This window comes from Microbacterium fluminis (assembly GCF_051549805.1).
Classification (GTDB): Bacteria; Actinomycetota; Actinomycetes; order Actinomycetales; family Microbacteriaceae; genus Microbacterium.
Genome location: NZ_CP196042.1, coordinates 1,265,714 through 1,279,191, shown reverse-complemented (window position 1 = coordinate 1,279,191; position 13,478 = coordinate 1,265,714). Strand labels below are relative to the sequence as shown.

The following is a 13,478-nucleotide window of genomic DNA, read 5'->3' as shown; positions in this document are numbered from 1 at the left end:
CAGGCACCCCGCAAGGCGATCCGCTCGCGCTACTCCCGTCGCGTGCTTCCCGGGAACGAGTTGAGGGGGCCCTCGTGGCGCTGTTCGAGATGATCTCGGGATCAGATGCTGATCTCGTTATCGGTCAACTCCGCAAGTCTCCGTCCTACAAAGTCAAGTGGGACGCGGACGGGAACATCGCGAGGATCGGCCACGACGTAGAGGTCTATGCCTACCGCACGAAGATCTACTTCGATGGCACCAGAGCGACTCTCGCGGCGACCAATGGCAGAGGCGCGATCTCTTACGAACCCGTCAAATGGGTCACTCAGCGTGAGCGTCTCGATCGCATCAAGGCGGAGATGGAGGCGGGAACCTATGTGTGGCCTTGACGCGTCAGCGCGTTAGCCACCCGTAAGCTCGTTGATCGCAGCTTGCTGCAGAAGAGAACGGGGAGTGGGGCTGTGGCGACGAAGCGCAAGCTGATTGAGGTCTCGATCCCGCTCGACGAGATCAACAGACAGTCGGCGCGTGAAAAGTCGATCCGTCACGGGCACCCGAGCACCCTGCATCTGTGGTGGGCGCGGCGACCGCTGGCGACGGCGCGGGCCGTGCTGTTCGCCCAACTCGTCGATGATCCCTCGGTTCGCGAGGATGAGTTCATCGCCGAGGCGGTGCAAGAGGGCTATGAAGATCCCGAAGGCTGGGCTGACCATCGCGTCAAGCAGGAGCGCGAGCGCCTCTTCGACCTCATCACGCGCATGGTCAATTGGGACAACGTCGGCGACGACGCGCTGTTCGAGGCGGTGCGTGCCGAGATCCTGAAGTCCACAAACGGGAACCCTCCTACGATCCTTGATCCGTTCGCAGGGGGCGGAACGATCCCGTTGGAGGCCCAGCGTCTCGGATTGGAAGCCCATGCCAGCGACCTCAACCCCGTCGCCGTGCTCATCAATAAGGCGCTCATCGAGATCCCGCCCAAATTCGCCGGACGCGAGCCGGTGTTTCCAGGCGCTGCGAGCACCCGCACTGACTGGCCGAAGGCAACGGGCCTCGCAGAGGACGTGCGACGTTACGGCGAATGGATGCGCGGCGAGGCGCAAAAGCGCATCGGGCATATCTACCCGAAGGCGAACCTGCCAGGCGGCGGAGAAGCCACCGTCATCGCGTGGATTTGGGCGCGAACTGTCACTTGCCCGAACCCGGCGTGCGGCATCGAGATGCCCCTCGTGCGCTCTTGGTGGCTGGGGAGGAAGAAGGGTAAGGAAGCCTACGTCGTCCCGCGAGTCGTTGGACGGCGTGTGGAGTTCGAGATCGGGCATGACCTGAAGTCGGCTCCGTCGAGGGACAACGACGGAACAGTGCGTCGGACAGGCGCAGTCTGCGTATCGTGCGGCTCCGCGGTTGCTCTTGAATACGTTCGCGAGACCAGTCGGCAGGTCGGCCTCGGATCTCAACTTATGGCAGTCGTAGCCGAAGGAAATCGTTCGCGGATTTACCTTGCGCCGACGAACGACCAAACGCATGCGGCCGCAGTTGCGAGTCCCGACGACGTGCCACCAGGGGAGTTGTTTGACTGGCCGGGGAGAATCAACGTCTACAGGTACGGGCTCACCGAGTTCCAGGATCTCTTCACGAGTCGCCAGTTAGTGGCGTTGACGACCTTCAGTGACCTCATCGCAGAAGCTCGCACTCGGATACTCGAAGATGCCCGTGCCGCAAACTCGCCCGACGGTGCGCCGCTGGAACAAGGCGGTACGGGCGCTGGAGCGTATGCGGACGCAGTGGTCACCTACCTGTCGTTTCCAATCAGCCGTATGGCAAACAAGCTGTCCTCGCTTTGTAGTTGGGACTCCAGCCCGAAGATGGAGTCGGTGCGTGGCCTCTTCGCGCGTCAGGCAATCCCGATGGCATGGGACTATGCCGAAGCGAATCCATTCGCAGGTTCGGGCGGGGACTTCGCTGAAGATGTCGCATGGGTCGACCGAGTGATGGACCGACTTCCGTCCGGACAGCCTGCCGAAGCAGTCAACGCAGACGCGGCGGCCAGGTCATACTCCGGCGTCCTAATCTCGACCGACCCGCCCTACTACGACAACATTGGCTACTCCGATCTCAGCGACTTCTTTTATGTCTGGTTGCGACGCTCGCTTCGGAGCGTCCACCCCGACCTACTTGGAACAATCCTCGTGCCAAAGTCCGAGGAGCTCGTCGCGAATCCATACCGGCACGGCGGGACGGACGGTGCCAAGGAGTTCTTCGAGAGTGGCTTCGAGCATGTGTTCGCACACGCGCGAGAGACTGCGACAGACGAATACCCGATCACGGTGTACTACGCGTTCAAGCAATCCGAGACGGATGCAGGCGGCGAAGCGTCGACCGGCTGGGAGACGATCCTCGGCTCCATGGTTCGCGCTGGGTGGTCGGTAACAGCGACGTGGCCAGTGCGATCAGAGCTAAGCCTCGATCCACCGATGGACGGGGCGTTGAGCGAGCGTCGTGACGTAGAAATGCCCCTCTGATCAGGAAGAATAGAGCTTGCTTAGGGTTCTGTTCGTCTGGTCGGAGAGGCATCTCGTAGATGCAATTCAAGCACGCCCCCGCCGCAGTGTCTGCGGTGTTCGATGATCCGAATCTCGTGTCGGCCGCGGGGCTGGTGCCGATGCTCCGCCTGGCGCGTTCCGCGGGGTTGGACGAGCTCGCGCGTGAGCGGTTGAGCGTCCCGACGGATAAGGGCGCCAACGCGGGTGCGAAGGTGATGGCACTGGTCGCGGGCATGCTCGCCGGGGCGGACTCGATCGACGACATGAACCTGCTCCGCCATGGCGGAATGGGCCGGTTGTTCGACCGGACGTATGCGCCGTCGACGCTCGGGTCGTTCCTGCGGGAGTTCCGGTTCGGACACGTCCGCCAGCTCGACGCCGTCGCCTCCCGGGTGTTCGCGAATCTCGCTGTCGACGCGCCGCTGCTCCGAGCAGGCGATGGCGAGCGGGTGATGGTGGATCTGGACGACACCATCATCGAGGTCCACGGATACCAGAAGCAGGGCGCCGGTTTCGGGTACTCCGGCGTCCGGGGGCTGAACGCCCTCCTCGCCACGGCATCGACCACCTCGTCGGCGCCGGTGATCCTGGCCCAGCGGTTGCGGCAGGGGAAGACCGGGTCCCCGAAGGGGGCCGCGCGGATCGTCGGCGATGCTCTCGCCACCCTGCGCCGCACCCGCGCCGCGACCGGGGCCAGGCCGTTGCTGCGGGCGGACTCCGCGTTCTACGGACACGCGACCGTCGGCACCGCGATCAAGGCGGGCGCCGACGTGTCGGTGACCGTGAGGATGGACCCGGCGGTGAAGGCCGCGATCGCGACCATCCCGGATGATGCGTGGGAGATGATCGAGTACACCGACGCGATCCGTGACGAGACCACCGGGCAGCTGATCTCCAAAGCCGAGGTCGCCGAGGTCCCGTTCACCGCGTTCCGCTCGAGGAAGAAGGCGGAACAGGTCGCCGGACGGTTGGTGGTGCGGCGCATCCCCGATCTGAACCCGAGACAGGTGGAGCAGCCGACCCTGTTCGACGTCTACCGGCATCACGCGTTCTTCACCACCACAGCGAAGGAGGTGATGGACACGGTGGCCGCGGACAAGACCCACCGCGGTCACGCGATCATCGAGCAGGTCCACGCCGACCTCAAAGCGGGGCCGCTCGCGCACCTGCCCTCCGGGGTGTTCACCGCGAACAGCGCCTGGCTCGTCATCGCCGTGATCGCATTCAACCTCACCCGCGCTGCCGGTCTCGTCGCCGACCGAGCGGGACGGCTCGCGAGAGCAACGACCGCGACGATCCGCCGCACCCTGATCCACGTCCCCGCACGGCTGGCGCGCTCCGCGCGCCGAATCACGCTGCACCTGCCCGAGGCCTGGCCATGGCAGACCGCGTTCGACCGGCTCTTCACAGCCACGCACGCGCCACCGCCAACGGTGACCACCTGACCATCGCCGCAACGCGGCACGACCGAGGACCAAGTGGACGACCGGGATGCGACGCCCGGAACTCAACCCTGCCCTCGACGCGTCACCGCGCCCCGATCATGCCGCCCCGGCACACCCACGGCTCATCGGTGGATCGAGGCTAAGCAACCGGATGATCGCTTCGGGGACAAACGCGCTGGCATCCTCCGTCGTCCTCGCGCTTCGACCGCGCCCAACGGACGCCGCAGTTACCGATAGGCGGGGATTTATCGCCGCGATGAAACGCGAACTCGGCCCTGCGTTACGAGAGTTGCAGCAGGGAGGAATCGCGCCTGTAGATCTCCCACAATCGGCGATCGGGCCGGGCATGGCGGTGTTCTCGCGCTATGCGAAAGTCATCGAGTCAGACGGTTCAGAGATGACCGTGCGTTCGGCGCTTGCTCGCATCAACGAAGTGTTGGACGAGCTGCTGACGGAGCAGGAGGGAGACTTCGACGCGACCACCCGGTTTGCCATCGCCTGGTACCGCAGCAATGGCTACGACGCTGGGTCGTTCGGCGACGCCGAAAACTTGGCACGAGCACGCGCCACGGCAGTCTCCACGATGGAGCGGGGAGGCATCCTGAGCGCCCGAGCTGGCAAGGTGCGGCTTTATAGACCTACTGACCTGCCCGAGCACTATGACGTGATCTCTGACCAGCACACGTCAGCGTGGGAAGCTCTTCAGCACACGATCCGCATCCAAGAGGTGTCGGGCATTCCGGCAGCGGGAGCGTTTTTGCACGATGCGAGCCGCCGATCCGACGGCGCGGTCGATCTGGATCTAGTCAAGGAGCTGGCTTACTTGCTGTTCCAGGTGGCCGAGAAGAACGGCTGGCCAAAGGACGCCATCTCGTTCAACGGTATTGCTACGTCGTGGTCGGAGATGCTCGACTCCGGGCGGACAGCCGCCCCTGTCGTCACGGCCTCGACGCTCGACTTCGATGCGCTCAACGAATAGCTGTCTCGCGCCGGCTCGAGAGGTTGAGTAGACGCCACTGCTTCACCCCCCCACTTAGCTCGCTGTACCGCCCGGATACCGCAGTTAGGAAGGACGACGTGGTCGCGGGCATTGCGGGACACCGGCTCCGGCGACCGTCGTGTGTCCGGCTAGCCTTGAGCCTCAGGAGGACTAATCAATGGCGACGTCGAATCGTGACCGCATCGGCAGAATGTTTGAGATCGTCGCGGAGGCGCTTGATGCGTTCATCAGCGACACCCTCCGACCGGAGATAGGGGAGAGGGACTGGACGTTTCTCATCGCCGCGGTGGATGGCGACAAGGGCATCGTCGGCAAGGAGTACAGCCGAGACGACCCGCAGGTGCAGATTCGGCTGCTGACTGAGAACATCACCGCTCGCTACAAGGCGAACTGGCGTCCGTTTAGGGGAGTGTTCACCCGCGCCGACGAGGCGTACGCCACTCTCCTCAAGGACGTGCGCAACGACTGGGCCCACATGAAGTCATTTGACGATGACACCGCGCTGCGGGCACTCGATCAGGCCCGCCAGCTCCTGACTGCGATCGGCCAGGGTTATGCCGCGGACAAGGTTGATGCCATTCGGCTTGACCTTCGACGGATTGCGACGGGTAAGCAAGATCAGAAGGCGCTCCGCACGTCGACGGTCATTCCTGGGGCGTCCGGTCTCGCTCCGTGGCGCCAGGTGCTGAAGCCTCGCGAGGAGGTAGCGACTGGCAACTTCCATGCATCGGAGTTCGCAGCGGATTTGTTCAAGGTCGCCCGCAATGATTCTCAGACTGCTGGTGAGTACTCTGACCCAGCCCAGTTCTTCGCGCGCACCTACCTAACCGAGGGACTGCGAGACCTCGTCAGTCGCGCGGTGAGGCGGTTGTCAGGAGACGAAAATGCGTCGCCTGTCATCAATTTGCAGACCAACTTTGGCGGCGGCAAGACACACTCAATGCTCGCGTTGTGGCATCTCGCGGGCGGGTTGCCAATTGGCAAGTTTCCGCAAGAGGCGCAAGAACTCCTCACTTCCGCTGGGTATCCCGTGCAGGGCATTGACGCGCCGCGCGTGGCCCTGGTGGGGAACCACTTCGCTCCGCAGGGTGAGGATCACGACGGTACTCGCATCAACACGATGTGGGGTGAGCTCGCCTGGCAGCTGGGCGGTGCCGATGGCTATGCCATGGTCGAGGCTCACGACCGCGCCGGGACCAACCCGGGTGGAGTGCTGCATGACCTTCTCGCTAAGTACTCTCCCGCGGTCATCCTCGTCGACGAATGGGTGGCGTATGCCCGACAGCTTTACGGTCGAGACGATCTGGCCGGCGGCACGTTCGATACGCAATTCACGTTTGCTCAGTCACTGACAGAAGCAGTCAAATCAACCCCCGGTGTGCTGCTCGCGATCTCGATTCCGGCATCCCATGACGGCGACGATTCGAAGGGCTTCGTCGTCGGCCACAACGAAGAGGTCGGTGGATCGAACGGGCAGGAGGCTTTGAAACGTCTCCAGAACGTGGTGCGCAGAGTTGCAGACCAATGGCGGCCGGCGTCGCCCGATGAGGCCTACCGGATCGTCAAGCAGAGACTCTTCGAAGCGGAGGATGCTGCCTCACTCGCTCAGATCAGTGCCACCGCAAAGGCGTTCAGCGAGTTCTACGCCGTGAACGCCGGTGAGTTCCCGAAAGAAGCGCGAGACCCGCAGTATGCGCGTCGGATCCAGCAGACGTATCCGCTACATCCCGAGCTCTTCGATCGCCTCTACGAAGATTGGTCCTCGCTCGAGCGCTTCCAGCGAACGCGCGGTGTCCTGCGTCTCATGAACGAGGTGATCCACGCTTTGTGGGTCGGTGACGATCAGGCGCCGCTGATCCTTCCCGCCTCTGTTCCGCTCGCGGTTGCGCGAGTGAATTCCGAACTAACCCAGTACTTGCCTGACTCGTGGAAGGCGGTCATTGACGCAGACGTCGACGGAACAAACTCCGAGCCAACTCGCATCGATAACGAGAAGCCCGTGCTCGGCCAGCGATCGGTGACGAAGCGCCTAGCGCGGACCGTTTTCTTCGGTGCCGCCCCAACGATCGGCACGGCGCACAAGGGCATCGATACGCAGCGAGTCTTTCTCGGAACCGCTGTTCCGGGCGATGTCGTGGGCAACTTCCACTCGGCCTTGACGCAGTTGGGCGATCGGGCAACGTACTTTTACTCCTCCGCGGGGAAGTACTGGTACGACACCGAAGCTAATATCAGTCGTCGTGCGAAGGATGCTGCGGAGGCGCTACATCAAGAAGACGTGTGGGCAGAGGTCATTCGACGGCTCCGCGGCGAGGAGCGCGTGCGGAGCGACTTCGCAGGCGTACACGTCGGGTCGGGCGATTCGGGCGACATCCCAGACACGGACCATGCACGCCTCGTCATCCTGCACCCGCGCTACGCGCAGAAGCGGAAGCAGCGGGACTCGCCAGCGGTTGAGTTCGCGCGGCAGGCGACCGAACGCCGGGGAACCGCGAACCGCACGAATCGCAACATGCTCGTATTCCTCGCGCCCGACGACGATCGCCTTTCCGAACTTGACCAGGCGACGCGGTCGTACCTCGCGTGGAAGGAGATCGTTGACAAGTCGAACGAGCTCAACCTCACCCCGCAACAGTTGGCGCAAGCGTCCGACAAGCGCGATCAGTTTGGCCGTACGGTCGAAGATCGACTCGCGCTGACGTACCAGTGGGTACTTCACCCGGTCGCTCCCGACCCAGGCTCGCCGTTCGAGATCGAGGAGATCAAGGCGGACGGGCAAGCGCCCTCACTCGCCGATCGCGTAGCCAAGAAGCTCGGCAGTGCGGGCGCGTACAGTACGCAACACGCGGCGCGTGCGATTCGGCTTGCCCTCGAATCCAAGGTGCCTGCCGCCTGGGATGGCGGCCACGTGAGCGTCGGAGCGTTGTGGAGTCTGTACGCCCAGTACCCCTACATGCCGCGACTACGTGATCGGAACGCGCTCATTGACGCGATCGACAACCAGCCGCTGCTCTGGGAGAGCGAAGGCTTTGCGATCGCGGAGTCTTTCGACGAGGCAACCGGGAACTATGGCGGTCTTTCGCTTCCCGGCGAATCGGGGCGCGGTCCGATCACCGATGCGACTCTCATCGTGAAGCCTGAGGCGGCTGAAAAGCAGCGACGTGAGTCGCCCCCAGCTTCAGGCACGGAAACGGACGCTGGAGCGGGGGACGATGGTGGCTCGCGTAGCGGCGCAGAATCGGATGCCGATTTTGAGTCTGGAGGCGGCAGAGGCCCCGGCGCACGAGAGTCCTCGGGCCCCAAGCGCTATGTCGGCAACGTCAAGATCAACGCTGACCGATACTCAGCGGACTTTGCCAAGATCGCCGCCGAGGTCCTCGCCAACCTCGCGGCAACGGGCGCAAAGCTCGAGATCTCCCTATCGATCGACGCCATCGGCGCCGAGCCATTCACAGAGCAGCAGCGCCGCACCATTCGCGAGAACGCCGCGACGCTGAAGTTCTCGACGAATGAGTTCGAGTCGGAGTAGCCTCGCGAGTTCCTACACCGGTGCGTTCGTGTCACGCTCCGGGGCCGAGCCAGAGAACAACCTTCGCCGTTCGTCCTCCACGACTTCGCGCACGAGTTCGGCCTCTGACACGTCCATCGCCTCCGGCGCGGTGTCGGCGATCTCGCTAATTGCCGCAAAGTCAGCGAACAGCTCACGCTTCTTCGCGAGGATTTGGGTTACTCGGAGATCTGCCCCCTCTTCGGAGAGCAGGCGGTGTACCTGTACGGACTGGAGCTGGCCCATCCGCCTGGCGCGAGCGATAGCTTGCCACTCCGTCGTCGGCTTCAGCTGCGGTTCACAAATCACGACGACCGATGCGGCCTGAATGTTCAAGCCAACGCCGCCGGCGAGAATCTGGGACACGAGGACAGCTCCTTGCCCTGCCGCCGAGAAGGAGTCGACCATCTCCTGGCGACGTGCTGCGGGCACCGCCCCCGTCAACGGTCCAAACACCCGCCCGGGAAGCGCGGCATGTACTTCACGCAAGACGTCGAGGAAATGTGAGAACACGATCACGCGCCTGCCGTTGTCCTCCGCTTCTTGGACGATCTCAACGAGTCGGCTCACCTTCTCCGATTGAGAACCCTGAAGCATGGCGGCTTGGCGCATCGCTGCAAAGTTGCCGGCGTGCACCGCGTCCCGATAGGCAACTCTGTCCGCGTTCGACATCGGCAGCCACTCATCGACCTCCACGAGCTCGGGCAGCTCGGAAAGGACGTCCTCCTGATTGCGTCGAAGGTACGCCGGAGCGACCTGCTGTCTAAATAGCCGTGGCCGGAGATCCGTCGCATCCACGATGAGATCGGGGCGGACGTACCCGACCAAATTTCTGAACTCTTCGACGCGGTTCTCGAGCGGGGTACCGGTCAGGAGGATCGCGCGATCTGCCCTATCGATGAGGCGGGCGGAACGCTGCGACCGTTGAGCGGCTGGATTCTTGATGTAGTGCGCCTCGTCAAGGACAACGCACGCGAGCTCGTCCAGATCGCCAAGGGACGGTGCCAGCCACCCGAGCGATTCGTAGGTCGTAACGGCTACACCTCCTTGACGTGTCCATGATCGAAGAGCGGAGTCGCGCCCCTGACCGTGAAGCCTGTGCGCGCGTAGCGCTGATTTGGACTGAACTTCGCGCGTCCAGTTCGTCACTACCGCGGCCGGGCAGACGACGAGAGCATGGTGCGCGCCCTTGGAGCGAAGATGTGTGAGAACGGCGAGGGCTTCGACAGTCTTGCCGAGTCCCATCTCGTCGCCGATGATGACTTTGCGCTGAACCAGCGCGAATCGAGCTCCAAAGCTCTGATAGCCGCGGAGTGAAGCCGTGAGATGTTCAGTGTCGAGCTCGAATCGGCGCACCGCCTCGATGACCTCTTCTGGAAGTCCGCCCTCGACCGCTGCTTCGTCTTCGGTGAGGAAACCGAGTTCCTGAAGCATCGCGAAGTAGTCGGCTGGTCGGCTCATGAAGTCCTGCCAGGGATCGGCCGGCACGGCGGCTCGCTCGGCCTTGGCCACCAGCTCAGCGCGCGCATCCACAGCTCTGACTGCCGCGGCGAAATCGTCGTGGGTGCTGTCCCTGGCGATCACCAGTAGTTCGGAGGCTTGCCGATCTAAGGTGCGCGCGAGCGGCGCGAGTGCCTCCACGCGCGCAAGATCCGCGGTGGCGTTCCGCGTCTTGCGCGTTGCGTCCCAGGTGCTGAGAGCCCGAAGAAGCTCCGACGTCTGCGTTGTTGGCTTGGCGATGTCCACTCGAATAGGCATCTCCTCATAGGTTGCCTGCCACAGAGTCTGAGCGGCTCCCCGGATGCGGCTGGCCGTCGTCGCGCCGATTCCCGACAAATGGTGAAGGCGATCCTGGTGTATGAAGACGTCCTGGACGGTGCGGAACCCCGCCTCGGTGAGCGGGGCCGTGCGAATGCGTTCTCGGGTAGCGTCCTTGAGCCGATCGATCGGCATCTCAGCAATGATTCGTTGCGCTTCACTCCGGCGGACTTCGATCCCAGCCTCGACCGCTCTCTTTCGATGTGACGCTTCTTTCCCAAGGGCGCGCTGCACGGTGCTTATCGATCGCGGTAGCTCGGCCACCACGGACAAGCTCATGAGACGAGGTGCGCCGAGGTCGGCTATGCGGGCGATCAGCCCGACTCGTGGATCGAGTACTGCGCTGACGGTGACGTCCGGTGTTTGTCGGTGACGGTCGTCCACTCGTGTCAGAACGGCCGGCACCGCTGCTCCCGAAGCCCATGAGTGAAAGCGGACCAGATAATCACCGGCGCTATCCGCTCGTTGCTTCGTATCCGCGTTGCTGAACATACGCCGCAGGCCACTGGCCGCCTTCGCTTCAGTCAGAGCTCGAGACACTTCCACAGCAAGCCGCTGCATCCATCCCGCCTCGGCCTCGGTGATCGGCGATAGCGCGGCATGGTGAGCGATTGCGGCGAGTCGACGGCTATCAGCCGGACGGAGTATCAGCGCCCGCCATTGGACGCGACCCCGAATCGCAATGGGCTGAAGATCTTGACGGATGGAGGCCACCGCCGATGCGGCAGCTTCCATGGACCGTGCCCGATGCTCGAGGATCGCCTGCGCGTGGGCCGACCAGGTCGAGAGTTCGCTCGTGATCGCGCGAAAGTGCTGAAGCTCATCCCGGTTCATGCGGCCAGAGGCTCTCGGCGCGCGCGCACGCCGGCGTACATGGTGTCGACGGCACGTTCTAAAGGACCGTTCATCGCGAACCACCGGCCACTTCCACGTCCACGGCCTCCACCACGGCCGCCAAACCCTCCAAAGCCAGGACGTCGCATGGGCGCGCCCCATCGAGATGGGCGTTGGCGCTCGTCAACCAGACGTCGATCGCGGGTTCAGTCCACAGCGCGGCCAGTCTTCCCCGAACAATAGCGATGTCACTCGCGAGGCCCTCATCGATCAAGTCCCGTCCAAGTCGCGCGGCGTCCGGGCCAAACAGCGCGCCCTGCGTACCGTCAGTCATGGCCCGAACTTATCGAACGGCGAGCCACCAGGGAATCGAGGGCCGTGTGATCTGTTCCGGTTTAGACGATCAGCGGGCTGTGAGGTCGGGCATTTGATCGGGCAGGAGCTCGTCGAGCGAAACCTTCAACACCTGCGCGATAGCGAGAAGGGTCATCAACCTGGGATTGGAGGTTCGCTCGGGGCTAGACCGTCCGCGCTCGAGCTGCTGGTACGTATAGCGGCTGAGATTCGCCTCATATGCGACGCGATCCTGGCTATATCCGCGCGCAATGCGAACCCGATGGATGTTCGCGCCGATCTCTGCGACGTACCTGTCCCAGCCAGACGGAAAGGCCAGAGGACTACGCACCATCTCAGGCTGACGGCGAGGCCTGTCGATAATGGCTCGATCTATCTGGCATTCTGCTCACATGGCGACGCAACTCGTCGAGGTCGAGCCGTTTCGGATGGCCGTCCGCGATCCCTTCCTCGAAGTTCTCATCCGCCTCGTGGGTGAGCCGAACGGCGCCCCAACTGCTCTGCACGCCTACGAGGCCACCTGCGCTTGGTGGGATGAGCACGCAGAAGGCCCGACCGCCGATGAACTCCTGGACTCGATGTTCGAGCCGACTGATTGGCTCGCTGTGATCGACGATCGTAAGAGGCCGTTGTCAGCGCAGTCGGCTCAACTGCAGCTCCTTCGTGATTGGCTCCTGCTCTACTGGTGCAGGTTGGGCGCGATCAGCTTCGTCGCTGGAGTCGACATAGTTGTTCGCCCAGGCAGTCCTGCCCTGCTGGCGGCGGAGCCGCGGGGGTGAGAAGAGTGCGCACATCGTGCAACGCCGCGTTGGACAATTGAAACTCTCAGTCGAGATGCAGGGTGGAGCGCGTGCAGGATCGGAGTCAGGGACAGGAATGCTCAAGTGAACGCGGAGTACCCGACATTCGACTTTGACCAGGTCGGCTTCGTCACCTCGGACACTCATTTCGGTCACGCGCGCATCAGCGAGCTCGCTGGTCGGCCGTTCAAATCAGTCCAACAGATGAACTCCGAGCTAATCCGCCGGTGGAATCAGGTGGTCGGTCCCGACGAGGTTGTTCTGCACTTGGGCGATGTCGCGCTCGGCCCGATCGCTGAGTCGATGCCGCTGACCGCGCAGCTCAATGGGCGCAAGTTCCTCGTGCCAGGTAACCACGACCGAGTGTCGCCCGCGACGCAGTCCCGATCCGCGGTCGAGCGATTCATGCCACTCTACGAACAGTCGGGCTGGACTGTTCTTCCGGAAGTCATAGAGGGTGCCCGGCGTGGTTTGCGACTTCTGGCGTCCCACTACCCGTACTCCGGCGACACCCAGGAACAAGACCGGCACACGGCACATCGCCCTATCGACCACGGCATTCCACTGCTGCACGGCCACACCCACGATCGATGGAACGGGCCTGTAGGAAATCAGTTCCACGTCGGCATCGACGCCTTCGGTTACGCGCCCATCCCGTTCTCGATGATTGACGCCTGGCTTGAAGATCTCCGCCGCGAGGACGACGAAATCGTCGCGATCGTCAGGGAAAGAACGACGGGCGACGAAACGCCCCTGTCAAGAGTCGCGGAGCGATTCGGGATCGAGCTCCCGACCCTCGACACGCCAGCCCTGGACGACCGGCGAAGAGGGCGCGCCGTGACCGACGGAGACGACGTGACAAACGCGCCCGTGACGGCCATGGACCTCGTCCGGCGTGCCCGGGACGGTGAAATCTCGGAGGACGATCTCGTCGCGGCCTTGCTGACGTGGCAGTTCGAACCGCAGCACCGAACTCGGGGCCTCACGGATGACTGGGAATCCCGGCCGAACAGCCTTGACGCAGTGCAGTATGCGTACACCCTTGATCTACTCGACGAGGATGCGTATCGGCGCATCGCCGATCGTGCCTGGCGGTCCAAGGCCGCGGGTCGCGAGTAGACAGCTGCCGATTGCGCGAATGCGAGCAACCGAGCGTGT

General features: G+C 63.4%; 10 protein-coding genes. 7 read left to right on the top strand and 3 right to left on the bottom strand.

The annotated features are described in order from the left end of the window. The first annotated feature begins 74 nt into the window (after positions 1-74). From ACSJDX_RS06065 to ACSJDX_RS06045, 5 genes are all read left to right on the top strand, one after another. Positions 75-371 carry a hypothetical protein gene (locus ACSJDX_RS06065; RefSeq protein WP_438354645.1) on the top strand — a complete coding sequence of 99 codons (297 nt, stop codon included), beginning with the start codon at positions 75-77 and terminating at the stop codon, positions 369-371. Positions 372-443: 72 nt separating this feature from the next. Continuing rightward, a complete protein-coding gene (locus ACSJDX_RS06060; RefSeq protein WP_438354644.1) occupies positions 444-2,501 on the top strand; it encodes a DUF1156 domain-containing protein in 2,058 nt (685 codons plus the stop codon). A gap of 59 nt (positions 2,502-2,560) precedes the next feature. Continuing rightward, positions 2,561-3,967, top strand: coding sequence for an IS1380 family transposase (locus ACSJDX_RS06055; RefSeq protein ID WP_135950160.1), 1,407 nt, complete (start codon positions 2,561-2,563; stop codon positions 3,965-3,967). Positions 3,968-4,223: 256 nt separating this feature from the next. After that, entirely contained in the window at positions 4,224-4,946 is a 723-nt protein-coding gene (locus tag ACSJDX_RS06050; protein WP_438354643.1) for a hypothetical protein, read from the top strand. A 178-nt stretch (positions 4,947-5,124) separates the two neighbouring features. Then, positions 5,125-8,496: a DUF499 domain-containing protein gene (locus ACSJDX_RS06045; protein WP_438354642.1), complete on the top strand. Its 3,372-nt coding sequence runs from the start codon at positions 5,125-5,127 to the stop codon at positions 8,494-8,496. 12 nt (positions 8,497-8,508) lie between these two features. Here the strand turns inward: ACSJDX_RS06045 and ACSJDX_RS06040 are convergent, their stop codons facing one another. The 3 genes from ACSJDX_RS06040 to ACSJDX_RS06030 form a co-directional block, all read right to left on the bottom strand. Further along, a complete protein-coding gene (locus tag ACSJDX_RS06040; RefSeq protein WP_438354641.1) occupies positions 8,509-11,166 on the bottom strand; it encodes a DEAD/DEAH box helicase in 2,658 nt (885 codons plus the stop codon). Positions 11,167-11,236: 70 nt separating this feature from the next. After that, complete coding sequence (locus ACSJDX_RS06035) at positions 11,237-11,500, bottom strand: antitoxin Xre/MbcA/ParS toxin-binding domain-containing protein (protein WP_438354640.1); 264 nt, start codon at positions 11,498-11,500, stop codon at positions 11,237-11,239. Positions 11,501-11,569: 69 nt separating this feature from the next. After that, positions 11,570-11,854 carry a helix-turn-helix domain-containing protein gene (locus ACSJDX_RS06030; RefSeq protein WP_438354639.1) on the bottom strand — a complete coding sequence of 95 codons (285 nt, stop codon included), beginning with the start codon at positions 11,852-11,854 and terminating at the stop codon, positions 11,570-11,572. A gap of 58 nt (positions 11,855-11,912) precedes the next feature. Here ACSJDX_RS06030 and ACSJDX_RS06025 point away from each other — a divergent pair, with 58 nt between their 5' ends. Then, complete coding sequence (locus ACSJDX_RS06025; RefSeq protein ID WP_438354638.1) at positions 11,913-12,299, top strand: hypothetical protein; 387 nt, start codon at positions 11,913-11,915, stop codon at positions 12,297-12,299. Between the two features lie 105 nt (positions 12,300-12,404). Further along, a complete protein-coding gene (locus ACSJDX_RS06020) occupies positions 12,405-13,439 on the top strand; it encodes a metallophosphoesterase (RefSeq protein ID WP_438354637.1) in 1,035 nt (344 codons plus the stop codon). The last annotated feature ends 39 nt before the right edge of the window (positions 13,440-13,478 follow it).